Raw genomic sequence first — 25382 nt, 5'->3', positions numbered from 1 at the left:
CCGATGGTAGTTGGACTTTTGGTCCTGTGAGAGTAGGACGTTGCCATGCAGGAGAAGTCGTTAGTGTCATTCCGCAATAGCTCAGCTGGCAGAGCGCATGACTGTTAATCATGATGTCGTAGGTTCGAGCCCTACTTGCGGAGTGTTTTTAATATAAGGGAAGAAAATTGAGGAGAGTTGTCCGAGAGGCCGAAGGAGCATGATTGGAAATCATGTAGGCGAGCAATTGTCTCAAGGGTTCGAATCCCTTACTCTCCGTAAGTGGAGAGAAGAATAAGAAGAAGGTCCGTTGGTCAAGTGGTTAAGACACCGCCCTTTCACGGCGGTAACACGGGTTCGAATCCCGTACGGATCATAGAAAAGTGAATAACATTGGAGGTTTAGCTCAGCTGGGAGAGCACCTGCCTTACAAGCAGGGGGTCAGCGGTTCGAACCCGTTAACCTCCATATATGGTTCCGTGGTGTAGGGGTTAACATGCCTGCCTGTCACGCAGGAGATCGCGGGTTCAAATCCCGTCGGGACCGTAGAAAGGCTTGGTAGCTCAGTTGGTAGAGCATTTGATTGAAGCTCAAAGTGTCGGCGGTTCGATTCCGTCCCAAGCCATTGGAGGGATAGCGAAGTGGCTAAACGCGGCGGACTGTAAATCCGCTCCTTAGGGTTCGGCAGTTCGAATCTGCCTCCCTCCATAATTTAGATTGCGAGCGGGCAAGATAGAGGAATAGGGACATAGTTTAACGGTAGAACAACGGTCTCCAAAACCGTTAGTGTGGGTTCGATTCCTACTGTCCCTGTAGAAAGATGGCGATCGTGGCGAAGTGGTTAACGCATCGGTTTGTGGCACCGACATTCGGGGGTTCGATTCCCCTCGTTCGCCTATAAAATGAGTGGGGTATAGCCAAGCGGTAAGGCAACGGACTTTGACTCCGTCACTCGTTGGTTCGAATCCAGCTACCCCAGTAGAATAGAAAATGGCGGTATAGCCAAGTGGTAAGGCATGGGTCTGCAAAACCTCGATCACCGGTTCAAATCCGGTTACCGCCTTACTGCATTAATTTAGTTGGTATTAGTTTACCAACTTTTTTTTGTTTTTGGGAAATAATGATTATTCCATAATTCTTTACAATTTCTTCACAACTTATTGTGGGTATTCTGTTATAATAAAAGCATAGAGATTATAGGAGGAGATAGTTATGAAATTTAAGAAAAGTGCTTTATTAGTGTGTGCTTTGAGTGGTTTGGTTGCAGCTCCTGTTTTAACGGCAGTAGTGAATCATTCTACTGTTTATGCACAAACACAAGTTCAACCGATGTTGTCATTGGGTGCGTCTTTAAATGTTCAACAAGCAGATCAAACAAAAGCTTTGTTGGGAGCGAATAGTGTTGCGTTGGCAAAAACAATTTATGTTGATGGTCCGACAATTAATCGTTATTTAAATGACGGTTCAAATATTAATACTGCTGTGTATTCAAGTGCATTGATTCAACCTTTACCAGCTGGTTCTGGTGTACAAGTTCAGGTTGTGACACCACAAAATATTTTATTAGTTAAACCGACAACGTATCAAAATGCTGCGATTACATCAGGTGCAAAAGATGTGTTAATTAAAATCGCAACGGTTACGCCTGTTACTGGTGAAGGAGCATTAACTGGTGTGTATGCTCTTTTAGAACAAGCTGGGATCAAAGTAGATAAACAAGCAATTGTAGTGGCTGAAAAAGAAATTAAAATTGTTGAAGATGCTAAAAAGTCAACGGATATTACAGATAATCAAATCAATAAATTGATTGCTGAAATCAAAACAGAAGTAACAAATTTAGTGTCAAGTGGTAATGCAGTTGACGGAAACGAAGTAGTGAAAAAGGTATTAGCAAATAATCCAACGATTAAATTACCTGCTTCTACTTTTGAAGTGTTAAAACAATTAGCATTGGATTATGCAAGAACTGAAGTTGCAAAACATACAGATACTATTAAACAAATTCAAAAGAGTATCGATGTAAGTGAAAATCACCCATATGCAGTTGATTTAAGTCAATATGGTGATAGAGTAGGATTTGTGGCTAAGTCTGGTAGTGGATATCCAAGTGATATTGTAGTTTCTCTATCAGAAGGAAAAATTAGCTATGAACGTGGAACGGCTGTTGGACATTTTACAGCAGAGAATATTTCAACACGTGCTATTGATGTGCTAAATCCAGACGGAACAACTCGTCAAGTGAATGTTAATACGATTTTACATGTGCCAGTTTCTGGACTTGGAGACCTATCTGGTGATATTTTTGTCTTTGTTAATCGTGATAATCAATTAGCGTTAGCGACACCAGACTACTCAGGTAGTACGGCTGTATATCTTGAATATGTTGTAGGTGAACTACCTGTTCAGGCTGCACCAGTAGAATCATCTGAAACAGTAGCACCGGTCGCTCCTGCAGAAACAACAGAAACACCAGCAGTTCCAGCTGAAACAACGGAAATGCCAGTTACTTCTGAAACAAATGAACCAGTAGCAACAACTGAAGTGGTTGATGCACCATACGCAGTTGATATGGATTTAGTACATGACCAAGGATTCTTTAAGCGAGAGGGTATGAATATTCCTGAGGAGATCGAGTACTATAAAGGAATTTCAACGCTTATTATGAATAATTATTATGGTGGACACTTCGAAGGTAAAGCAGAACTTCACACTATTCCGACAAAAGAAATTCGAGTTTTTTCACATGAAACGAATGAAATTCGTACTGTTTCAGTGAATACGATGTTAGAAATTACACCGACAGACGGTGGAGTTGAAAGAATGATGTTCTACTTATTTGTGAATCGTGATAATAAAGTTTCATTAGCAACACCTAATTTTGCAGGTAATGTCGAGCCTGACCAAACTGATGTGATGTTAGAGTATGTTCAAGAAGATTAATTGACCGTGAGGAAGTGGATGCTTGAAACTGTTAGTAACAGGATTTGAACCATTTGGAGATGAAAGTGTAAATCCTGCGCTTGAAGCAGTCAAATTATTACCGGATTCGATTGCAGGCGCTGAGATAATAAAACTTGAAATACCAACTGTTTTTCACAAAAGTGGCAAGATGCTCGAAACTGCTATCAAAGAGATTCAACCTGATGCTATTATTTGTGTTGGACAAGCGGGTGGTCGCTCTGCGATAACACCAGAACGAGTGGCAATCAATCAAGATGATGCCAGCATTAAGGATAATGAGGGCAATCAGCCAATTGATGAACCGATTCAGTCAGACGGACCTCCAGCGTATTTTTCAACATTACCGATAAAGGCGATTGTGGCAGCAATACAAGAAGCTGGGATACCTGCTCAAGTATCGAATACAGCAGGGACCTATGTGTGTAACCATCTTATGTACCAAGCACGATATTATGCAGAACAATATTTATCAGCAAATGCGTCTGTTGGTTTTATCCATGTGCCGTATATGCCAAGCCAAGTTGTTAATAAACCAAATGTTGCGTCAATGAAATTAGACACAATAGTTAAGGCATTGACTATTGCAATTGAAGTTGTAGTCCAAAAATTTGGGCAAGTAGATGTGAGTTTCATTGGTGGTGCTACTCATTAAGAAGGTCCCACAACTTCTAGTGGGAATTAAGAATTGTAATCATAATGAAATTCCGAATTTCAAATCATAACAAATAAAATAACAAAAAAAATGAGCAAAAATGTATATTTTTATCAACATTTCTGCTCATTTTCGCATTGGAATTTTATCGTTACGTACTATCGTTCGTATAACTATAGAGGGCGCTAAAAAATATAATCATTCCCTAATCAAAAACTAACCTTAATTTAATTTAATTTAATTTAATTTAATTTGCTTAAATAGTCGAAAATATTACCGTAAATATTGCATTAGAAACTGTTGCATTATTAGGAGAAGAGCTATATAATGGTCAGGAAATTGGTATATATAGTGTAGGAGGCAGTTATGCAGGAAGAAATCAGTTTAAAGGATTTATATTTAATAGTTAAGAAGCATTTATTTATGATGTTTTCATTAACTTTGGTGGGAGCTATTATTGCACTCGCATTTATGAATTTTTTAGTGTCACCAAAATATAAATCAGAAGCACAAATTTTGGTTAATCAGCGAAATAATCAGGAACAAGTTATTCAATATAATGAAATTCAATCGAATATTCAATTAATTAATACGTATCGTGATGTGATTACGGGTCAGCAATTGTTGAGCGAAGTGAGTCAAGCAGTAGGTGGCGAGTACGCACCTGAATCATTACGTAATGCAATTAGTGTTACTCAGTCAACAAATTCACAAGCTTTTACAATTAAGGTAGTATTAGATGATCCAGCTACAGCTCAAAAGGTACTTGCACAAATTGTTCAAGAATTTGATAAGACAATTCATGAAATTTATCAAAATGATGTAACTACTCTCTATACTTTGTTGCCGGCTACTTTTAATCCTAATCGTGTGTCGCCAAGTGCAACGCGTTATGTAGCAATTGGTGCTTTCATCGGTTTAGCATTAAGTGCATTGGTTGTATTGTTACGTGAAATGATGGATACGACGGTTAAAGATGAGGCCTTTTTACAACAACTTGGACTAACCAAATTGGGAGAGGTTTATGCAATGTCAAACCGTGATGTCAAAAACGCTCGTTTAAAAGAAACAAAAGAAAATATGCGACGTAGAAAGGTGTAATTATGTTCGGATTTAATAGAAGAAAAAAAGAAAAAAACTTGCAAAAAGAACAAGCGAAAGGTGCACCAATTGTCGCATTTAATAATCCAAAGTCGATACATGCAGAACAATTTAGAACCATTCGTACCAATTTAGATTTTGTTAATTTAGATAAACCAGTTCGCTCAATTGTTATTACCTCTAGTATTCCAGCAGAAGGGAAATCAACTATTTCAGCTAATATTGCACATATTATGGGGGCTACTGAAAAGAAAGTATTAATTGTTGATGCGGACTTACGTAAACCAACGGTACATCGTACGTTTAATTTAACGAATGAACGGGGATTATCAGCTCTTTTTTCTCAGCCAGATCTTAAATTTAATGATGTAATTCAATTTAATCCAGAATTAAATTTATATTTATTACCAGCAGGTGCCATTCCGCCTAATCCTTCTGAATTATTGGCATCAGCTAAGATGACTCACATTATGGAAGAATTAAAGAAATATTTTGATTTAGTTATTTATGATACCCCACCAGTTAGTGCCATAACCGATGCACAGATTATGGCCTCTAAAGTAGATGGTGTCGTATTAGTAGTTCGTGAAGGTTATGTAACCAAAGAAGAAGTGAAAAATGCTAAGGCTGCTTTGGATAATGTTAACGCAAAAATTTTTGGATATGTAATCAATGATAAGGAAGCAACTGATTCATCAGGATATTATGCTTATTATGGTTATTCTGAGGAATAGACGATGTTAGTTGATATTCATAGTCATTTGCTGCCAGGCGTAGATGATGGTGCTCAAACGATCGAGCAATCGGTTGAATTAGCAAAGTTAGCAGTAGATGAAGGGATACAACATTTATTGTTAACGCCACATCATTATAATAATCAATATGTGAATCATAAGGATGAAGTAATCGAAGCGACGGAGGCTTTACAGGATGTGTATGATAAAGCAAAAATCCCACTTCGTGTCTATCCTGCCCAAGAAATTCGAATTCGTGAAACTTTATTAGAGGATATTTTGTATCGAGATGATTTTTTGTCTTTGGATAGTGGTGGAAAATATTATCTGATTGAAATGCCAACGAAAACGGTTCCTAAGTATGCATTATCAGTGTTAAAATCGTTAATTGAAGTGGGAATTACGCCGGTAATCGCACATCCTGAGCGAAATCATGAATTTGCGAACAATTTGAGATTGTATTATCAATTTATTGAAGCAGGATGTATAGGGCAGTTAACTTCACACTCTTATATTGGCTTTTATGGACAAAAATTACGTAATATCAGTATGGAAATGATGAGACATAATTTAGTGCATTTGATATCATCAGATGCTCATCATATAGATAAGCGTCCGTTTAATATGCAGGCTGCTTATGCACAATTAGCTGAAGATTATGATGAACGGCTAGCGATATATTTTCAGCAAAATGCACTTTCTGTATTTAATGGAGAAAGCATAAAACGTATGCGTCCTAAAAATAAAAAACGATTTTGGATATTTTAGTGTGTAGTCCGATGATGTATGGAACGGAATAAAAGGAGCTAGAAAGTGAAAATAAAAATTCAATATTTAGTGGTAGCATTATTAGCATGTTTGTCACTCTTAACGCCAGTGAATGTTAGTGCCAATATGACAGAATTAAAGCCAATGTCTATTTTATTATTAGGAACAGATACAGGAGCTTTGGGGCGTGACGAAGTTGGTCGAAGTGATGTTATCATGGTAATGACGATTAATCCAGCAACAGAGCGTGTGACGCTTACAAGTATTCCTCGCGATACATATGTTGAGATTGTTGGCCGTGGCACTAAGGATAAAATTAATCATGCGTATGCATTTGGTGGTCCTCAGATGTCAATGGATACGGTTAATCAATTGTTCCAGATGAAGTTAGATCATTATATAGTAGTCAATATGAAAGGTATTGAACAAATCGTAGATGCGGTCGGGGGGATCGATGTGACGCCACCTACTAGTTTTGAAATAACGGGCTTTACATTTAATGCAGGTGAAACAACACATATTAATGGAGAACAAGCGCTAGCTTATGCGAGAGAACGTTATACTTCAGGCGGCGATTATGCACGACAAGAACGTCAACGTGAAATTATTCAAGCAGTGATGTCAAAAGTGAGTACAGCTGATTCGATTTTTAATCTACAAGAAATATTAACAGCGATGAATCAAAATGTACAAACTGATTTGAATATGGTAACGATATTACAGTTATTTTCTGAGTATCGTGATAAAGTTGGTGAGATTGAAACGCATCAGTTATCTGGAACTGGAACGATGATTGACGGTGTTTATTATGATTTGGCTGATGAAAGTATTCTTAGCGAAACAATTCAACGTATAGCGAATGAGTTAGCTGAATAAATTGTATTTATTATATAGGGAGCAGAGTAAATTCTGAAACATTTACTCTGTTTTAATATGATAGGTATTGAACAAGTGAATTTTATATTTATAGGAATAGTAACTGGGAGAGAAATAAATGAATTTAAATCGTTTAGAAAAAAATTTTATTGTTGCAATTGAAAATCTTACAAAAGTTCAGCGACAAATATTATGGACAATTGGAGATGCATTAGCGTTTATCTTTGGTACCGTATTTGCAATGTTTATTTTATCGAAGATAACTACGCTCTCTTTGAGGACTGAAATCTTCTATACTTTTATTGCGTGGGGTGTTTTTTTGCTTTTAGGGTATGTGACGACAATTCGTGTACATATTAACCGATATTTACGGACATTTGATTTTATTAAATTATTCTCCTTAACTGTATTCAGTCACCTGTGTGCTTATTTGATACTTTTTTTAATTATGCAAGAACATTCTATTCGTTTTTCTATTTTGTCAGTGCTCGGTTCTGTGTTTTTTGTTTTATCATTGCGTGTTATGTGGCAATTAATCTATAGTACAGCAAACCGTTCAAAAATAGAAGATGGAGAACAATATAGAAAAGTTGTTATTATGGGGGCTGGTGACGGTGGTTCATACTTTATGGAAAGTTATTCTCGTAACCCTGGTAATATTGAAATTGTAGGTATTTTAGATCATGATCCAGTAAAGCATAATAAAATTATCGGTGGTGTTCGTGTTCTTGGGGATAGTACAAAGCTTGCTGAATTAAGTGAACAAGGTGTCGAAGAAGTTATTATTGCAATTCCTTCGCTAAAGTCGGAAGATTATGAACGATTGTTAGCCATGTGCAATCAGTATGGATTAAAAGTATCAAAAATGCCTAAAGTTGAAGAGGTCTTACAAGGCATTACACCCTCAATAAAAGTATTGCCTAAAGTTGATATTGCTGACTTGCTGGGACGTAAAGAAGTTAAATTAGATGAGACGTTACTACGTAAGGAATTGGAAAATAAAACGATTTTAGTAACAGGTGCCGGTGGCTCAATCGGATCTGAGATTGTTCGTCAAGTTTCTCGTTTTAATCCAAGACGTATTTTATTATTAGGACACGGTGAAAATTCAATCTATTTAATCTATCATGAAATGTTAAAACAAGGTCGTATGATTCAATATGAACCGATTATCGCTGATATTCAAGATAAAGAACGTTTAGTTCAAATTATGAATGATAAAAAACCAGATATTGTTTACCATGCTGCAGCTCATAAACATGTACCATTAATGGAAATGAATCCGATTGAAGCATATAAAAACAATATTATTGGAACGTATAATGTCGCAACGGCTGTGGATGAAGTTGGAATTAAGAAAATGGTGATGATTTCATCAGATAAGGCTGTCAACCCACCAAATGTCATGGGGGCATCAAAGCGTGTAGCTGAATTAATCATTACAGGTATTGCACAACAAAGTAAATCAGTTTTTTGTGCTGTTCGATTTGGTAATGTATTGGGAAGTCGTGGTAGTGTTATTCCAGTGTTTGAAAAGCAAATTGATGAGGGCGGCCCAGTAACAGTTACTGATTTTAGAATGACACGTTATTTTATGACAATTCCTGAAGCGAGCCGTTTAGTAATTCATGCGGGTGCCTTTGCACAGAGTGGTGAAGTCTTTGTCTTAGATATGGGGGAACCAGTTAAAATTGTCGACTTAGCTAAAAAATTAATCTTATTAAGTGGTTATAAAGAACATGAAATTCCAATAGTAGAAGCTGGAATACGTCCTGGTGAAAAATTGTTTGAAGAATTGTTATTAAGTAGTGAAAAGGGAGATAAGCAAATTGACGGCAAAATCTTTGTTGGAAATGTTGCGAAGCGTCCGTTACAAGAAATTGAACAGTTTATTACTGGATTGAAAAAAGATAATTCACAAGCATTGAAAGAAGCAATAGTTAATTTTGCGAATGTGCATGAGGAGGAGTAAATATGTATTTATCAATTAAGAGAATTATTGATTTTATATTAGCATTATTGGGCTTAATTTTGTTAAGCCCTATCTTCCTGTTCATTGCGATTTGGATAAAATTTGATTCTAAAGGTCCTGTATTCTTTAGACAAAAACGTGTGGGCATCCATCGCTCATTTTTTGAAATCTATAAATTTAGAACGATGCGTTCAGATACACCAAAAGATACCCCTACGCACTTATTAGGCAATCCAGAAACATTTATTACTAAATCAGGAGCCTTTTTAAGAAAGACAAGTTTAGATGAACTACCTCAAATTATCAATATTCTTAAAGGAGAAATGTCAATTATTGGTCCTCGTCCAGCATTATGGAATCAAGATGATTTGGTGGCTGAACGTGAAAAGTATGGGGCAAATGATGTTTTACCTGGTTTAACTGGCTGGGCGCAAATCAATGGACGTGATGAGTTAGAAATACCAGTAAAGGCAAAACTTGATGGGGAATATGTTGAAAAAATGAGTTTCTTGTTCGACTTGAAGTGTTTCTTTGGGACGATATTTAGTATTGTAAAAAGCGAGGGTGTCGTTGAAGGCGGGACGGGAGCTTTAAAGAATAAAGAGGATGTTTAATAATGAAGAAAATATTGATAGTTGGTAAAAACAGTTATATTGGGCAATCGTTTATCAATTATACAAGTGAAAGAGGCCATGACTTTGAAATTGATGAAGTTGATGCAAAAAACGATGAATGGAAAAAACTTAATTTTGGAGAATATCACACTATATTTCACGTAGCAGGTATTGCGCATAACTCTTCAAATCCAAAACTTAAAGATTTATACTATTCTGTAAATCGCGATTTAACAATTGAGGTAGCTAAAAAAGCAAAAAATGATGGGGCAAAACAGTTTGTATTTATGAGTAGTATGATTGTATTTGGGACAAAAAATTCGGCTATTACTGAGGAAACTGTACCTAATCCTGATAATTTTTACGGAGATAGTAAATTGCAGGCTGAAAAGGGAATTATTTCATTACAGGCTGATACTTTTAACATTGCAATTATGAGACCACCGATGGTTTATGGGAAAGGTTCAAAAGGAAATTATCCTAAATTAGCTAAACTAGCTCAAAAAATTCCTGTTTTTCCAGATTATGATAATAAACGAAGTATGATTCATATTGATAATTTAATGGAATGTATTGCGAAAGTCATTGAATTAAATTTGTTTGGATATTTTCATCCACAAAATAAAGAGTATATTAATACAAGTAATTTAGTGAAAGAAATTGCGAAGGCACATAATCATAATATAATTACCACTAAATTATTTAATAGTGTGATTAGTGCATTAAAAACTTTAAAAATATTCAATAAAATGTTTGGTGACCTTTACTATGAAAAAAAATTGAGTAGATATTCATTCTCCTATCAAATTGTAGATTTTGAGAAAAGTATATTAAGAACGGAAAAAGAACAAAAATGAAAAAGCATATTTTAATAGTTTCGCAGTATTTTTATCCAGAACAATTTAGAGTTAATGATATTGCGTTAGATTTGGTTAAGAGAGGCTATAAGGTGTCTGTGTTAACTGGAATACCGAATTATCCTGAAGGCAAATATTATGATGGATATAATTTTTTTTCACGGAATGAAAAAATGGGTGAAGTTGAAATTCATAGAATCCCATTGCTTCCAAGAGGCAAGGGAAAATTAGGATTAGTAGCTAACTACCTTAGTTTTGTGTTTTTTGGATTCTTTTGGCAGATTATCACAAAAATTAATCCAGATCATATATTTATATATGAGGTATCGCCTATGACACAGGCATTACCGGGAGTTTGGTTAGCTAAACGTAGGAAAATACCTGTTACTTTATATGTAACAGACTTATGGCCGGAAAATGTACAGATTGTTGGAGGAATAAATCACCCACTGATAATTGCAAATTTAGAAAAAATGGTAAAATATATTTATCGAAATGTGGATAATATTTTGACATCTTCTGAAAGTTTTATTGATAAAATAATTGAAAGAGGTGTTGAGAAAGCTAAACTTCAATTTTGGCCGCAGTATGCAGAAGAATTTTATTGTCCTTATGAGAATACATTTAAAAACGAAATTCCAAATGATGGAATTTTAAATTTAACTTTTACTGGAAATTTAGGTGCTGCACAAGGCTTGGATATTTTACCAAAAGTGGCAAAAAAATTGAAAGGCTCAAAAATAAATGTCCGATTTAATTTGATTGGTGACGGAAGGTATAAAGAAACATTAATAGAAGAAATTAGCAAGTATAATGTTGAAGATTACTTTAACTTAATCGGGAAAAAAAATCCGGAAGAAATTCCCAAGTATTTTGCAAATAGTGATGCTTCTTTAATTATTTTATCAAAAAATGAATTGTTTCAGATGACAATACCAGCTAAACTGCAGTCTAGTATGGCATGTTCCATGCCAATAATTGCATCAGTTGATGGTGAAACCTCAAGTATTATAGAAAAATCAATGTCAGGATTGGTTAGTTCATCTGGTGATGAGAATGCTTTATTCGCAAATATAGTTAAATTTTTAGAGATGTCCGAAGAGGATAAAAAATATTTAAGTGGTAACTCAATTAAATATTATCATAGACATTTTAAAAAAGATAACTTAATGGATATACTTGAAAAAGTTTTATGGGGGGATAATATTGACAGCATTTAAAGATAGTATTTTATTAATTACAGGAGGTACAGGCTCTTTTGGGAATGCGGTGTTGGACAGGTTTCTGATGTCGGATATTAAAGAGATTCGTGTATTTTCACGTGATGAATTGAAACAGGATAATATGAGACACAAATATCAACACGAGTATTCTGAATATAGTAATAAATTAAAATTTTATATCGGTGATGTTCGAGATATAGACAGTATTCGTAATGCTATGCATGGTGTTGATTTTGTATTTCATGCAGCTGCGTTAAAACAAGTACCTTCATGTGAATTCTTCCCAATGGAAGCTGTGAAAACAAATGTTTTTGGGACTGAAAATGTTTTAACTGCTGCAATAGAAGCTGGTGTGAAGAAAGTAATTTGTTTATCAACTGATAAAGCAGCATATCCAGTTAATGCGATGGGAACTTCAAAAGCAATGATGGAAAAAGTTGTTGTTGCGAAATCGAGAACGGTTGCTCCTGAAAAAACAATGATTTGTTGCACACGCTATGGAAATGTATTGGCATCTCGAGGTTCGGTAGTTCCATTGTTTATCAATCAAATTAAAGAGAGCAAAGATTTTACTGTTACAGATCCTAATATGACACGTTTTATTATGACTTTAGAAGAGGCGGTTGATTTAGTGATTTATGCCTTTGAAAACGGGCAGTCTGGCGATATTATGGTTCAAAAAGCACCTGCTTCAACAATTGGAGACTTAATGGAAGCTACTCGTCAATTATTTAATGCAAATAATAAAATGAAAGTAATTGGTATACGACATGGGGAAAAAATGTATGAAACATTACTCACAAATGAAGAGTGTGCCAATGCGATTGATATGGGGAATTTTTATCGTGTGCCAGCTGATAAACGTGACTTGAACTATGATAAGTACTTTACAACTGGAGATGAAGAAAGAAATACTTTAGAGGAATTTAATTCAAATAATACAGAATTAATGACAGTAGCTGAAATTAAAGAGAAATTATTGACGGTACCATTAGTAAGAGAAGAATTAATAAAATGGGAGGATAAATAATCGTGAAAGTATTAGTGACTGGAGCAAAAGGTTTTGTCGGCAGAAATTTAGTGGCAGATTTATCAAGAAATGAAGAAATTCAAATATTTGAATTTGATCTTGATACTCCAAGGGAAAAATTGGAGTTGTGGGCGAAAGAAGCTGACTTTGTTTTCCATTTAGCTGGTGTAAATCGACCTGAGAATACAGAAGATTTTATGGAAGGAAATTTTGGCTTTACTTCAGAGTTATTAGCTTTGTTAATTAAGCATAAAAATCAAGCTCCAGTAATGCTTTCATCTTCTATTCAAGCCTTAAGAGATAATCTTTATGGAAAAAGTAAAAAAGCAGGGGAAGATTTATTGTTCCAATACTCTAAAGAGTATAATGTTCCAGTATACATATATCGTTTTTCAAATCTTTTTGGAAAATGGTCAAAACCAAACTACAATACAGTAGTAGCAACTTTTTGTCATAACATTGCTAGAGATATTGAGATACAAGTTAATGATCCTAAAGCTGAAATTGAATTATGCTATATCGATGATGTTATTGCTGAACTTAAGCTCCTCATAGAAGGAAAGGGGCATAAGGACGATAATTTTTATTACGTCCCTACGGTGCATAAGATATTGATTGGAGAATTAGCTGAATTAATTCAATCTTTTAAAGAAAGTCGAAAAAATTTACTTATTCCAGATATGAAAGATGAGTTTAGTAAAAAATTATATGCTACGTATTTAAGTTTTTTACCAGAAAATGATTTTTCATATGAATTAAAAATGAATGTGGACCATCGTGGTTCATTTACCGAATTTTTAAAAAGCGATGAGCGTGGACAAGTTTCTATCAATGTGGCAAAACCAGGTATAATAAAAGGTCAACATTGGCATCATACCAAAAATGAAAAGTTTTTAGTAGTTTCAGGAGAAGGTGTCATTCGTTTTAGAAAAGTTGGTGAGGACAAAGTGATAGAGTATCCTGTTTCTGGAGAAAAATTAGAAGTGGTGGATATACCAACTGGATACACTCATAATATTGAGAATACAGGAAAGACTGATATGGTGACGGTAATGTGGGCAAATGAAGTGTTTGATCCAAATAACCCAGATACTTTTTATGAAGAGGTGTAAAAATGAAAAAATTAAAAGTAATGACGGTGGTTGGAACAAGACCTGAGATAATTCGTTTGGCTGCTGTTATTCAAAAATTAGAAGAATCTGAAGCAGTCGAACATATTTTAGTCCATACGGGTCAAAACTATGATTATGAATTAAACGAAGTATTCTTTGCAGATTTTGGAATTAGAAGACCTAATTACTTTTTGAATGCAGCTGTAGGAAGTCCTATTGAAACAATTGGAAATATTCTATCTGCAATTGATCCAATTTTAACTGGAGAGGCACCAGATGCATTTTTAGTTTTAGGAGATACGAATTCTTGTTTATGTGCGATAGCGGCTAAGCGTCATCGTATTCCTATTTTCCATATGGAAGCAGGTAATCGTTGTTTTGATCAGCGTGTTCCTGAAGAAACGAATCGTAAAATTGTTGATCATACAGCTGACATTAATTTGACCTATAGTGATATCGCAAGAGAATATTTATTGCGTGAAGGGTTACCTGCAGATCGTGTTATCAAAACAGGTAGTCCAATGTTTGAAGTGTTAAATTCTAAATTAGATGATATTAAGAAGACAGATGCTTTAGATAAATTAGATTTAAAAGAAAATGAATATTTTGTAGTATCCGCACATCGTGATGAAAATATTAATTCAGAGCGTAATTTCTTAAATTTGGTAGATACGTTAAATGAAATTGCTGAAAAATATCAACTACCTGTCATTGTAAGCACACATCCGCGTACTCGTAAAATGATTGAAGCGACAGGTGTCAAATTTCATGAATTAGTACGTTTAATGAAACCGATGAGTTTTACTGAATATAATCAACTACAATTACATTCTAAAACAGTGTTGAGTGATAGCGGAACTATTAGTGAAGAATCATCTATATTGGGATTTAAAGCGTTGAATATTCGTGAAGCACATGAGCGACCAGAAGCAATGGAAGAAGCTTTTGTGATGATGGTTGGACTAGAAAAAGAACGCATTCTTCAAGGTTTAGCTGTATTAGAAATTCAAGAAAAAGATACACTTCGTCATGTTGCTGATTACAGCATGCCAAATGTGTCGGATAAAGTATTAAGAATTATCTTAAGTTATACTGATTATGTTAATAGAGTAGTGTGGAGAAAGTAAAAATGAAAAATAATTTATTAATAATAAATAGTGGATATCCACCTTTGAAATCCTATGGAGGGCCCTCAGTAAGTATTGAAAATTTCGTAAAAAATTTATCAGGAGAGTATAATATTACGGTATTTACAAACTCAAAGGAAATTAATGGGCATGAAAATAAGAATATAAAAAAATATATATTAATAAAAGGAAAGTACAACGAGAATATTTATTGTCTAGATAAAGAAAATTTCAATTTCATTTTTTTAAATGATAAAATAAATAGCAAATTTAATTTAGTTTATGTTAATAGTTTTTTTAATATTAGATTAATGAGTATTGGATTACAGTATGCATTAAATCAAAAAATACCTTTATTAATTGCTCCTAGGGGAGAACTTGAAGAAAACGCATTAAAAATTAAAAAAATTAAAAAGAGTTTATATTTAACTTTATACAATTTTTTAGTATTCTTTTTTAAAATACCAATTTATTATCAAGCTACATCTGAAAGTGAATTTAGTAATATACAAAAAAATAAATGTAAATAAAGAAAATATTGTTTTTTTTTTAGACATTCCTACAGTATTCAACGCTACAATGTAAAGTAAAACTATTAGAAAAAAAGAATTAATACAATCAAAATTTGCTTTATATCAAGAATTCAGACTAAAAAGAATTTGAAATATGCTATCGAATGTTTAAATGGTGTTGACAAGAATATTGAAGTTTATTTTGATATTTACGGACCTAGCGAAAATGAAATCTATTTTAATGATTCCTTAAGAACATTGAAATATACAAGCAAGAATATATTTTGGAATTATAAAGGTATTTTAACTCACGATGAGATTATCAATACAATTATGGAATATGATCTTTTCTTTTTGCCAACTTTAAGTGAAAATTTTGGTCATATTATTTATGAAGCGTTAGTAGCTAATGTACCAATTTTAATAAGTGATCAAACCCCATGGAATGATATTAACGATTATTTTGCTGGTTCAGCATTACCATTAGATAATCAAATTGGATTTGTTCAGTATATCGAAAAAGTCGCAAAATTAAATTTTGAAGAAATTGACGAGCTAAGAGAAAATGTAAAGAAATATTTAGAAAACAAAATCAACTTAGATGAAATTCAAAATGAGTACTTAGATATTTTTAATAGTGTAATTAAAATTAATGAAGGGAGTTAGTTATTTGAAAGTGTATATTAGTGTAAATAAAATATTAGCCTCTTTACTTTTCTTCTTTTCTTTAGTGCCATATGTTTCTTTAATTGAAACACCATTTGATACGCAACCGTATGCTTTTATAATTTCAATTATTATTATAATTTTAGAAATGCTAATTAAAAAGAAATTACAATTACCAAAATATTTAGTACCTTATTTTATAGTGGTCATATATTCAATAATTCAATTTCAGCCTGAGATATCAATGATTAATAATTTGCGTTCTATAATTGGATATGTTTCTGTTTTTGCTATAAGTTTAGCTGCTTACCAATCAATTAAATACATTGAAATCAATCAATTTAAATATATTTTATATATTTGGTTTTTTTTTGGAGCTGTCCAATATTTTATACATAGAAGTTTTGGCGCACAAATAATAGCAAGAATGAGTACTTCTGAAACAAGAGGTGTAACATCATTAGCTGTAGAACCATCTGCTTATTCAATAATATTGATATTTTTTCTTTTAATTAATGATTCTTTTTTTATAAACAAAAAACAAACCGAAAAACAGTATTTTGTAAATTCTTTTTTTATAGTTGTTCAATTATTTTTTGCTAAATCTGCACTAGGTTTTATTATTTTCTCTTCATATCTTTTTTTCAAATATACATTAGAAAAAAAATACGTAAAAAAAATAATAGGGCTAGTATTTTCCACCTTAGTATTATTTTTGATTATAATTATTTATACGAGAGTTGATGCACTTGCTACTAGTAGAGTAGGAGTTTTGATTTCAAGATTTTTAGAAAATCCATTAGATGCAATTTATAAAGATGGCAGTATTACTGATAGATTATCCCATATTATTGTTTCCTTTAAAAGTTTATTCTATTCTAAAGGATTGGGTTTTGGACTGGGGCAATGGGATAATTTTGCTTACCCAATTATTTTGAACTCTAGCTTTTTTTTACAACAATTAGTGAATGTTAATTTTACAACTGGTAGAATTATGAGTGCTTGGGGAACAGGTGTTTTTGAGTTGGGTATTTTTGGATTAATTTTGCCTTTAAATACCATATATATTTTTTTTAAGAAAAGAAAAGATGGCTCTCTCTTAGAAAGAAAATATGCATATGTATCTTGCTTAACGGTTTTGCTAATAATGTTAATGTCTGTGTCTCTGGCATTTCCACTATTTGGCTATATTATTGGCATGTATTTATATAATCAAAAAGGGGAAATATGATAATGAGAAGAATTATTTATAGTAACTCTATTAACTATCTTTTGAAAAAATTTTTCAATTATTCTATAATAAAAAATATCTAAAAGGTATTACGTATTACTTTAAGTTATACTGATTATATGAATAAAGTAGTTTGGAGAAAATGATAAAGGAGGTGTTTTGATTTGAAAGTTTTCATTTCTGTTGATGCACACTTATATAGAACACCCGATAATCGAATTTGGACAAAAACAATTTATGGATATGAATTTTGGAAAAGATATTTAGAAACATTTTCTAATATTATTGTACTTTCAAGAATTGATAATGTGGCTTATGAATTTGTTGAGGGATTTTTATTATCAAGTGGTGACAATGTTGACTTTTGGGGAGTCCCATTAGTTAGGTCTGCTAAAGATTACATAATTAAATTACCAAACTTTGTAAAAAAAATTAAAAATTTATCAAATGATGTTGACTGTGCTATCTTTAGATTACCTTCAATTACTTCTTTTATTGCCGAAATAATATTTAGTAAGCAAAATAAACCATATGTATTAGAAGTTGTCGCAGATCCGGAAACTGTTTATGAAGAAAATAAAATTGTCAAGTACATAATGACAAAACATTTAAAAAAGGCATGCTTAAGGGCAAATGGGGTATCATATGTAACCAAATATGCACTTCAAAAATTGTACCCTTCAAAAAATGGTACATTAAATAAGAGTAATTACTCGTTTTTTGAGAGTTATTATTCTAGTATAAACTTATCTGAAAAATTTTTTTCATCAGAAAAGAACTTTGACAAAATTAGTGAAGAAATCAATTTAATACATACTGCTAATAATATTAATAATTATATTAAAGGGCATGATACCGCCATTAAAATTGTGAAGAGCTTACGAGATAGAGGTATAAATGCAAATATAACTTTTATTGGCGATGGCTTAAAGAAAGCGGAGTTTTTAACTTTAGCTGAGTCATTAGGTATTCAAGATTATGTTAATTTCACAGGTTTTTTATCATCTAAGTCAGAGATTCGAAATAAGTTATTGGATTCGGATTTATTTTTATTTCCAACCCATGCCGAAGGGCTTCCAAGAGCAATTATTGAAGCAATGGCAGTAGGGCTACCATGCTTATCAACGCCAGTAAATGGAATTCCCGAATTATTAGAAATGGAGTTTTTATTTAATCCAGATGATGTAGAAGCTTTTAGTGATAAAATTATGGATCTAGTTAATAATAAGAATAAATTAAGTCAAATGAGTAGGGATAATATATTAAAAGCAAAAGAATATGAGAATTCTGTTTTACAGAAGCGAAGAAATGATTTCTATATTAAATTAATTAATATAGTTAATTGGGAGAAAAAAGATGAAAATTAAAATTAGTAAAAATATTTTGATTGATATTTTATTTTTGATATCAAGTATATTAATGTTTTTTTCAATGTATCAGAATATACCAATATTTTTATAGCTACTACATTGATATTAAATAGTTTATGGCTTTCATATAAATCAAAAAAATATATTAATGTTTATTACAATTGTTATTTTTTTAGTAAATACATCAATTGCTGTTAATGATATCCTTAAAAAGGTATTTTAACTTCTCAGTGGTAGATTGAAGGACTAAGAAGTACTTATATTACCGATTTATCTGCTAGAGTGATGTTATTATTTATTGTAATTTTTTCTTGCTTTATAAATCCGACTAATACAAACAAAAATATTACGAAGAAACTCATTAGCCGAAATCGTAAAAGTAATATAATAATCGCACTAGTTGGTGTAATATTCTTATATTTAATTTTAGGTGTTGGTATAATAAGTCTAAGTAAAAATTTCCAATTAGGAACCTATACTTATATAGAAACAACTATTTATGAGTATTCAATTGTGATTTTTGTTTTGACGTATTTTTTTGCGAAGAAATTTAAAATAATAAACTTATTGTTGTTTCTTTATGCTGTGCTATTTACTGTCAGTTTCACAATATTTGGGGATCGTTCTTCATCATTCTTGTATATTATTATTTTGTTACTTTTAATGTTTCCACATTACCTAACATTTAGAAACACAATATTTTTTGGTATTTCAGGGATTATTTTGTCTAATTTAATTTCGATTATTAGGGGTGCTGGTTCTAATCTATCATTTTCATATGTATTTCACCAAATTATTGCGAAGGGACTTTACCAAGATACTGTTTCCTGGGCGTATTATGGGGGATTAAGCGGTATTGCAGTTCATGAGACTAAACAATATGGATTAAATATTTTGTTTGGTTTTGTTAAAGGCATTTTTGGGTTAAAAGATGAATTTAGCGACGTAATAGGTTTTTCAAAGACATATTATTATTATAATGCTGGGGGAGGAATTTTGCCCCAACACTTATACTCATTTGCAGGTTGGAGTGGTGTAATTTTCGGAGAAATAATTACTGGAATTGTGTTGAATAAACTTTTAAATTCTAACCGCTCAAATTTTATTTTAATAATTATAAGTCTTGTAACTGCGTTCTGTGTTAGATGGTACATTATACTCCTTTAGTTTTATTTAGAAGTTCAATATTAATTCCAGTTGTATTATATTTTATTATTGAGAATATTAACAAAATTTCTATCAGAATTGGTGGTTCTTAAAATTTTTATGAAAAATAATGACTTTAATAAAGTAATTCAGGGTATATTGCATATGGGGGTGGGAACCGTTATTGCACAGTTAATTAACATACTAGCACAACCAATTTTAACTCGACTGTTTAGTCCTGAGGTTTTAGGTATTTATACGTATTATATATCTTTAGCTAATGTAATAATACCTATTTCTACTTTAAAAATTGATATGTTAATTGTTTCAGAAAAAGATGAAACTGAAGCTCAATATTTGACAGATGTTTCAATTATCATAAATGTTATAACATCTATTGCTTATTTATTGATAATATTAATAAGTATTTTGTCAAGTAAAGAGAATATATTTAATAAATATGGATACTTTGCTTTGCTGGTGCCATTTTTAGTATTTTCTAATGGACTTCGTTTTATCTTTATTAGTTATCTAAATCGTTATGGAAATTATAAAGCAATATCTGTTGTATCGGTATTTCGTGAGTTTAGTAGAGGCGTAATACAGGTTTGTGCTGGATTTTTAAATCTTGGAGTTTTATCTTTATTATTTGGTTTTTTTATCGCTCCATTTTTTGGGTTGAAATTTCAAATTAAAAATTATCTACTAAAACTTAAGCATAGGAAATTTATCAATTTCACTAATTTTAAAAGGATAATAAATGAGAAAGCAAAAGGACAAATTTTATTTTTGACTCCCTCTCAATTTATTAATAGTTTTTCTTCAGTTTTAATTACAATTTCTATATCAGAATTATTTAATCCCAAAATTTTGGGATTTTATACTTCTGGGTTAAGAGTATTAGAAATTCCTATTATATTTATTACGTCAAATATTAGTAAGGTCCTTTTCCAAAAATTAAGTGAAAATATTGCTAATGGGAAATCTATTAAAAATGTTTTTTGTTTTTTTACTTTCGCGTTATCTATTTTATCGATTTTAGGATTTGGTTTATTATATATTTTGGCACCAAGCTTAACAACAATATTTTTTGGCAAAAATTATGAAGGTGCTGGTGAATATATTAGAATTTTAATTTTTATGTATGGCACAAGATTTATTGCATCTTCATTTTCAGGTGTATTCACTTTATTTAACAAACAGAATATTGAGTTGATGTTAAATTTATTTTTAATACTAACTGCTTTCATAAGTTATTTATTATCCACATTTTATTCATTATCTGTTGAACAATATTTATATTTAATAAATGGTGGCTTTAGTATTGTATACATTTTATTAATATTATTATATTTCTATTTTGTTAATCAATATGAGGAAAATATTTCTAAAATATTTTAAATTAATAACTTTATTAACCATGCATATCTGAGAGAAATATTAATCTTGAGGGTTTATTAATTATAGTTCTCCTAATTCTAGTAAGGAATCTAACAAATATTTTGTGGAGAATAATTCAGCTTGTTTCTTTGAATTGAACATTCATTATTTATTAGAGCACTTATCGAATGACTCCTTGTTTGAAAAACGGGGATGTAGAGGATTATTTGACATCGAATGAAAATATACACAAATTATTTCCTGAATTCCCAGAAAAAGTTGTTATTCTGTTAAATATTTAGCTAGGGGATAAAAATACAGATTGACATTTGTTGTAATAATGCTAATTTTAATCTGTATTCCCTGTCTTTCGGTGTTTGGAATATTATAAGGTTCTGGGAGTTTTTTAGTTAAAAAACTAAAGTCAGGAGCACCGTACTAGTATTTACTCCATTTCATCAGAGGACATGGATTTGTAGCAAATAATTTCTATTTGTTGAAGTAGAATTTTCATTTGGAGCTGATTCTTATATGTATCTTGTTTATTGCTTTGTCATAGGGCTTCCTCCTAAATATTGATGCCACAAGGAGAAAGAGAGTTTATGTGAAGAATAGATACCTGGTTATTGGATGCTTAGGGTATCTATCCCTCACCTAAATAACCTCTTATACTAGAGATATCACTACTTAGTCTATTAGTATTATGTCAAGTAAATATGATAGATAATTACACTTTTTACTAAGTAAAATCTTAAAACGCCAGCACTAATCTACACCCTAAAAATGTTATTTTCAAGAATTATAAAAATATAATTAACGTTGGTGAATGTTGAGTTTTATCGCCTCTTTGAGGTGAATAGTATGATTACGTAGTAGCGTATCTATTAAGCACACAAGTTTTCTTGCTGCTAGAGTGTTGGCACGTTTGTGTTGATTTTTAGAAACTTCAGAATTTTTCTATTTATAATAGGCTTGGTAGGTGGCATCGTATCGTCTAATTGAATTGGCAGTTTCAATCAGGTAATAACGAATTTATCGATTACATGATTGAAGCTGCCAATAGTGTATTCGTTGAAACATACGGACCAGGCTGGATAGTCGTTCAATAAAGTCTGAAAATTTTGCGAGTTGAGCCTGAGAGTCAAAACGGTCAATCTGTCCGATTTACGAGATAATGCCGCCAGTATAGACCGGACCAATCCTAGGCATACTCACTAATTATTGTTGTTTAGACATCGTTTCTACGATGCCCTCAATGGATTTATTATGAGATTTATAGTCCATTTATATTATTTTACATAAAATTCTCTATACCATTGAGCAAATTTTCTGATTCCTTCTCTTAATGAAGTATTAGGTTTAAAACCAAAATCTCTTTCTAAAGAACTAGTGTCTGCAAAAGTAATAGGGACATCACCAGGCTGCATAGCGACAAGTTCTTTTTTACTTTCAAAATCAAAATCTTCTGGAAGAACATTAGCTGCAACCAATTCTTGTTGTAAAATATCAACAAAGTCTAGTAAATTTTCAGGTTGATTATTTCCTATATTATAGATAGAGTAAGGCGCAATTGGCAATCCATCTTCACCCAATTCTTTACTTGGAGCACCAGTCATTACTCGTTTTACACCTTCAACAATATCATCAATATATGTAAAGTCACGTTTACAGTTTCCATAATTAAAGATTTGGATTTGCTCACCCTTGATTAATTTGTTTGTAAACCCAAAGTAAGCCATATCTGGTCTTCCAGCTGGTCCATAAACGGTAAAAAATCGTAAGCCGGTAGTTGGTATATTATATAATTTACTATAGGAGTGTGCCATTAATTCATTGCTTTTTTTAGTTGCAGCATAAAGGGAAACCGGATTGTCAACTTTATCATCCTCGCTATATGGTACTTTTTTATTTGATCCATAAACAGAAGACGAAGAAGCATATACTAAATGTTCAACACCTTGTTGTTCATTATCATATGAATGTCTACAAGCTTCTAATATATTATAGAATCCCATGATATTGGAAGTCATATAAGCTTCAGAATGTGAAATGGAATATCTGACTCCGGCTTGTGCAGCTAAATTCACAACAATGTTTGGTTTTTCATTATTGAAAAGAGATTGAATTAATTCGTTATTTGAGATATCACCTTCAACAAATTTGAAAGTGGATTCCGGATGATTTTTTAGTTCTTTTTCTATTTGTTCTTGACGCCATTCTTTTAAACGAATATCGTAATAGGTATTCATGTTATCAATGCCGACAATATGCACAGGTGAAATTGTCTTGAGAAGTTCTAATACTAAGTTAGCTCCAACGAATCCAGCAGAACCTGTAACTAATATTTTCTTGTTTTCTAAATTTATTTTGTTCATTTTATCCCTCATTAATCTCTTCGAAAGATATCGCGTGTAAAGACTTTTTCTTTTGCATCATCTAAAGCACTGTCATAACGGTTGACAATGATAGCTTGTGACACTTTTTTGAATTCTTCTAAGTCCCCGATAACTTCGCTGCCGAAGAATGTGGTACCACTCGCTAAGGTTGGTTCGTAAATCACCACTTTGGCACCTTTTGCTTTAATACGTTTCATAACGCCTTGAATCGCAGATTGACGGAAGTTATCAGAACTACTCTTCATTGTTAATCGGTAAACCCCAATAACAGTTTCTTTCTCTTTATCTTCATCCCAATCACCGTTGGCACTGTAAGTTCCACTTAATTCTAATACTCGATCAGCAATATAATCTTTACGTGTGCGGTTGGCTTCTACGATTGCAGTAATCATATTTTGTGGCACATCATCAAAGTTTGCTAATAATTGTTTGGTATCTTTAGGTAAACAATAGCCACCATATCCGAATGAAGGATTATTATAGTGAGAACCAATGCGTGGGTCTAAGCCGACGCCCTCAATAATATCTTTTGTATTTAGTCCTTTGCTTTCAGCATAAGTATCTAGTTCATTAAAGTATGAAACACGTAACGCTAAGTATGTATTGGCAAATAATTTTACTGCTTCAGCCTCTGTGCATCCCATAAATAAAGTTGGAATGTCTTCTATTAATGCCCCTTGTTGTAGTAATTGAGCGAAAATTTCAGCATGTTTATGTGTTGTTTCATCAGATGACACAATAATACGTGAAGGATATAAGTTATCATATAATGCTTTTGATTCACGTAAAAATTCTGGACTAAATAGGATGTTTTTGGTATTGTATTTTTCTCGTACAGATTCAGTATAACCAACTGGAATTGTTGATTTAATAATCATTAAAGCATTTGGATTAACTTTTAGTACTGATTCAATAACGGCCTCAACGGCAGAAGTATCAAAGAAATTCAATTTACTGTCGTAGTTTGTTGGTGCTGCGATAATAACGTATTCTGCTTCAGTGTATGCCTGTTCACCGTTTAGTGTAGCAGTTAAGTTTAGTTTTTTTTCTGCTAAGTACTGTTCGATATAATCATCATGAATAGGGGACTTTTTATTATTTATCATATCCACTTTTTCTTGGACAATATCTATAGCGGTAACTTCATTATGTTGAGCAAGTAATACTGCTAAGGATAATCCGACATATCCAGTACCAGCCACAGCAATCTTATAAGATTTGAGCTTATTTTTTTCAACAGGTTTATCTTCTTCGACAAATAGATCCGTTATATTAAATTCTAATATTTTAGCCAGAGATTCCAATTGATGAATCATGGGTAAATAATCTAAATTTTCTATACGACCGATTAGAGATCTATTAATGCCTGTTAATTCAGATAATTGTGCCTGCGTTAAGCTTTTTGATTTTCGCTTATTGATAACAATATCTGCTAATAATTGAGTTGATAATTTTTTCATCGCTTACTCCTTTGTTGTTTTAAATAACATTTATGCGTTGATTTATTATAATTATATGTTCCGGAAGACGAAATAGCAAATAATAATGAGAAAATGATGTTTTAAATACCGAATTGTATATCAGGATTTTATATTAATAAAAACACTCTTGATTTTGGTGTTTAATGACAAATCCCCCCTCATAACCTCACAATAGTAAGTTTTTAGGAGGTTTT

General features: G+C 32.2%; 21 protein-coding genes, 11 tRNA genes and 1 rRNA gene (1 of these 33 only partly in view). 31 read left to right on the top strand and 2 right to left on the bottom strand.

The window, feature by feature from the left end; genetic code table 11:
* The 31 genes from rrf to JDW14_07320 all read left to right on the top strand — a co-directional run.
* Positions 1-49 (top strand): 5S ribosomal RNA (gene rrf / locus JDW14_07470) (it extends 67 nt beyond the left edge of the window).
* A gap of 21 nt (positions 50-70) precedes the next feature.
* Positions 71-143: transfer RNA gene (locus JDW14_07465), tRNA-Asn, on the top strand.
* Between the two features lie 28 nt (positions 144-171).
* Positions 172-258, top strand: a tRNA-Ser gene (locus tag JDW14_07460).
* A 25-nt stretch (positions 259-283) separates the two neighbouring features.
* Positions 284-355 (top strand) — tRNA-Glu (locus tag JDW14_07455).
* A gap of 19 nt (positions 356-374) precedes the next feature.
* Positions 375-447 (top strand) — tRNA-Val (locus tag JDW14_07450).
* A gap of 5 nt (positions 448-452) precedes the next feature.
* Positions 453-525 (top strand) — tRNA-Asp (locus tag JDW14_07445).
* 6 nt (positions 526-531) lie between these two features.
* Positions 532-604, top strand: a tRNA-Phe gene (locus JDW14_07440).
* 2 nt (positions 605-606) lie between these two features.
* Positions 607-687 (top strand) — tRNA-Tyr (locus tag JDW14_07435).
* Between the two features lie 34 nt (positions 688-721).
* Positions 722-792, top strand: a tRNA-Trp gene (locus tag JDW14_07430).
* A gap of 10 nt (positions 793-802) precedes the next feature.
* Positions 803-875 (top strand) — tRNA-His (locus JDW14_07425).
* 11 nt (positions 876-886) lie between these two features.
* A tRNA-Gln gene (locus JDW14_07420) sits at positions 887-958 on the top strand.
* Between the two features lie 13 nt (positions 959-971).
* A tRNA-Cys gene (locus tag JDW14_07415) sits at positions 972-1042 on the top strand.
* A 149-nt stretch (positions 1043-1191) separates the two neighbouring features.
* The gene (locus tag JDW14_07410) at positions 1192-2919 is read left to right on the top strand and encodes a DUF1002 domain-containing protein (GenBank protein ID QQD65134.1); all 1728 of its coding nucleotides are present in this window, start codon (positions 1192-1194) and stop codon (positions 2917-2919) included.
* Between the two features lie 22 nt (positions 2920-2941).
* A complete protein-coding gene (gene pcp / locus JDW14_07405) occupies positions 2942-3592 on the top strand; it encodes a pyroglutamyl-peptidase I (GenBank protein QQD65133.1) in 651 nt (216 codons plus the stop codon).
* 366 nt (positions 3593-3958) lie between these two features.
* The gene (locus JDW14_07400) at positions 3959-4693 is read left to right on the top strand and encodes a hypothetical protein (GenBank protein ID QQD65132.1); all 735 of its coding nucleotides are present in this window, start codon (positions 3959-3961) and stop codon (positions 4691-4693) included.
* 2 nt (positions 4694-4695) lie between these two features.
* Complete coding sequence (locus JDW14_07395; GenBank protein ID QQD65131.1) at positions 4696-5427, top strand: CpsD/CapB family tyrosine-protein kinase; 732 nt, start codon at positions 4696-4698, stop codon at positions 5425-5427.
* A gap of 3 nt (positions 5428-5430) precedes the next feature.
* Positions 5431-6195, top strand: coding sequence for a hypothetical protein (locus JDW14_07390; protein QQD65130.1), 765 nt, complete (start codon positions 5431-5433; stop codon positions 6193-6195).
* Between the two features lie 45 nt (positions 6196-6240).
* Complete coding sequence (locus JDW14_07385) at positions 6241-7071, top strand: LCP family protein (protein QQD65129.1); 831 nt, start codon at positions 6241-6243, stop codon at positions 7069-7071.
* A gap of 118 nt (positions 7072-7189) precedes the next feature.
* Entirely contained in the window at positions 7190-9043 is a 1854-nt protein-coding gene (locus JDW14_07380) for a polysaccharide biosynthesis protein (protein ID QQD65128.1), read from the top strand.
* A gap of 2 nt (positions 9044-9045) precedes the next feature.
* The gene (locus JDW14_07375) at positions 9046-9657 is read left to right on the top strand and encodes a sugar transferase (GenBank protein QQD65127.1); all 612 of its coding nucleotides are present in this window, start codon (positions 9046-9048) and stop codon (positions 9655-9657) included.
* 2 nt (positions 9658-9659) lie between these two features.
* Positions 9660-10514 carry an NAD-dependent epimerase/dehydratase family protein gene (locus JDW14_07370; GenBank protein QQD65126.1) on the top strand — a complete coding sequence of 285 codons (855 nt, stop codon included), beginning with the start codon at positions 9660-9662 and terminating at the stop codon, positions 10512-10514.
* Positions 10511-11734: a glycosyltransferase family 4 protein gene (locus tag JDW14_07365; protein ID QQD65125.1), complete on the top strand. Its 1224-nt coding sequence runs from the start codon at positions 10511-10513 to the stop codon at positions 11732-11734. The genes JDW14_07370 and JDW14_07365 overlap by 4 nt, the downstream gene beginning before the upstream one ends.
* Positions 11721-12767 (top strand): polysaccharide biosynthesis protein, encoded by a 1047-nt coding sequence (locus JDW14_07360; GenBank protein QQD65124.1) that lies wholly within the window; start codon positions 11721-11723, stop codon positions 12765-12767. The genes JDW14_07365 and JDW14_07360 overlap by 14 nt, the downstream gene beginning before the upstream one ends.
* Before the next feature lie 2 nt (positions 12768-12769).
* Positions 12770-13879, top strand: a complete 1110-nt coding sequence (locus tag JDW14_07355; GenBank protein QQD65123.1) for a capsular polysaccharide biosynthesis protein CapF — start codon at positions 12770-12772, stop codon at positions 13877-13879.
* Positions 13880-13881: 2 nt separating this feature from the next.
* On the top strand, positions 13882-15006 hold the full coding sequence (gene wecB, locus JDW14_07350) for a UDP-N-acetylglucosamine 2-epimerase (non-hydrolyzing) (protein QQD65122.1): 1125 nt from the start codon (positions 13882-13884) through the stop codon (positions 15004-15006).
* 2 nt (positions 15007-15008) lie between these two features.
* Positions 15009-15536: a hypothetical protein gene (locus JDW14_07345; GenBank protein ID QQD65121.1), complete on the top strand. Its 528-nt coding sequence runs from the start codon at positions 15009-15011 to the stop codon at positions 15534-15536.
* Positions 15537-15614: 78 nt separating this feature from the next.
* A complete protein-coding gene (locus tag JDW14_07340) occupies positions 15615-16184 on the top strand; it encodes a glycosyltransferase (GenBank protein QQD66530.1) in 570 nt (189 codons plus the stop codon).
* Positions 16185-16188: 4 nt separating this feature from the next.
* Positions 16189-17415, top strand: a complete 1227-nt coding sequence (locus tag JDW14_07335) for a hypothetical protein (protein QQD65120.1) — start codon at positions 16189-16191, stop codon at positions 17413-17415.
* A 164-nt stretch (positions 17416-17579) separates the two neighbouring features.
* Positions 17580-18782: a glycosyltransferase family 4 protein gene (locus JDW14_07330; GenBank protein ID QQD65119.1), complete on the top strand. Its 1203-nt coding sequence runs from the start codon at positions 17580-17582 to the stop codon at positions 18780-18782.
* Positions 18783-19070: 288 nt separating this feature from the next.
* Entirely contained in the window at positions 19071-19952 is an 882-nt protein-coding gene (locus tag JDW14_07325) for a hypothetical protein (GenBank protein QQD65118.1), read from the top strand.
* Positions 19953-20051: 99 nt separating this feature from the next.
* Positions 20052-21332, top strand: coding sequence for an oligosaccharide flippase family protein (locus JDW14_07320; GenBank protein QQD65117.1), 1281 nt, complete (start codon positions 20052-20054; stop codon positions 21330-21332).
* Between the two features lie 1268 nt (positions 21333-22600).
* On the opposite strand, the gene JDW14_07315 is transcribed toward JDW14_07320, so the two are convergent.
* Positions 22601-23686, bottom strand: a complete 1086-nt coding sequence (locus JDW14_07315; protein ID QQD65116.1) for a GDP-mannose 4,6-dehydratase — start codon at positions 23684-23686, stop codon at positions 22601-22603.
* An 11-nt stretch (positions 23687-23697) separates the two neighbouring features.
* Positions 23698-25167 carry a nucleotide sugar dehydrogenase gene (locus JDW14_07310; protein QQD65115.1) on the bottom strand — a complete coding sequence of 490 codons (1470 nt, stop codon included), beginning with the start codon at positions 25165-25167 and terminating at the stop codon, positions 23698-23700.
* Positions 25168-25382 lie beyond the last annotated feature (215 nt).

Source organism: Aerococcaceae bacterium zg-252 (genome assembly GCA_016237705.1).
Taxonomy (GTDB): Bacteria; Bacillota; Bacilli; order Lactobacillales; family Aerococcaceae; genus Globicatella; species Globicatella yangjingiae.
This window is presented reverse-complemented; position numbering and strand designations above follow the sequence as displayed.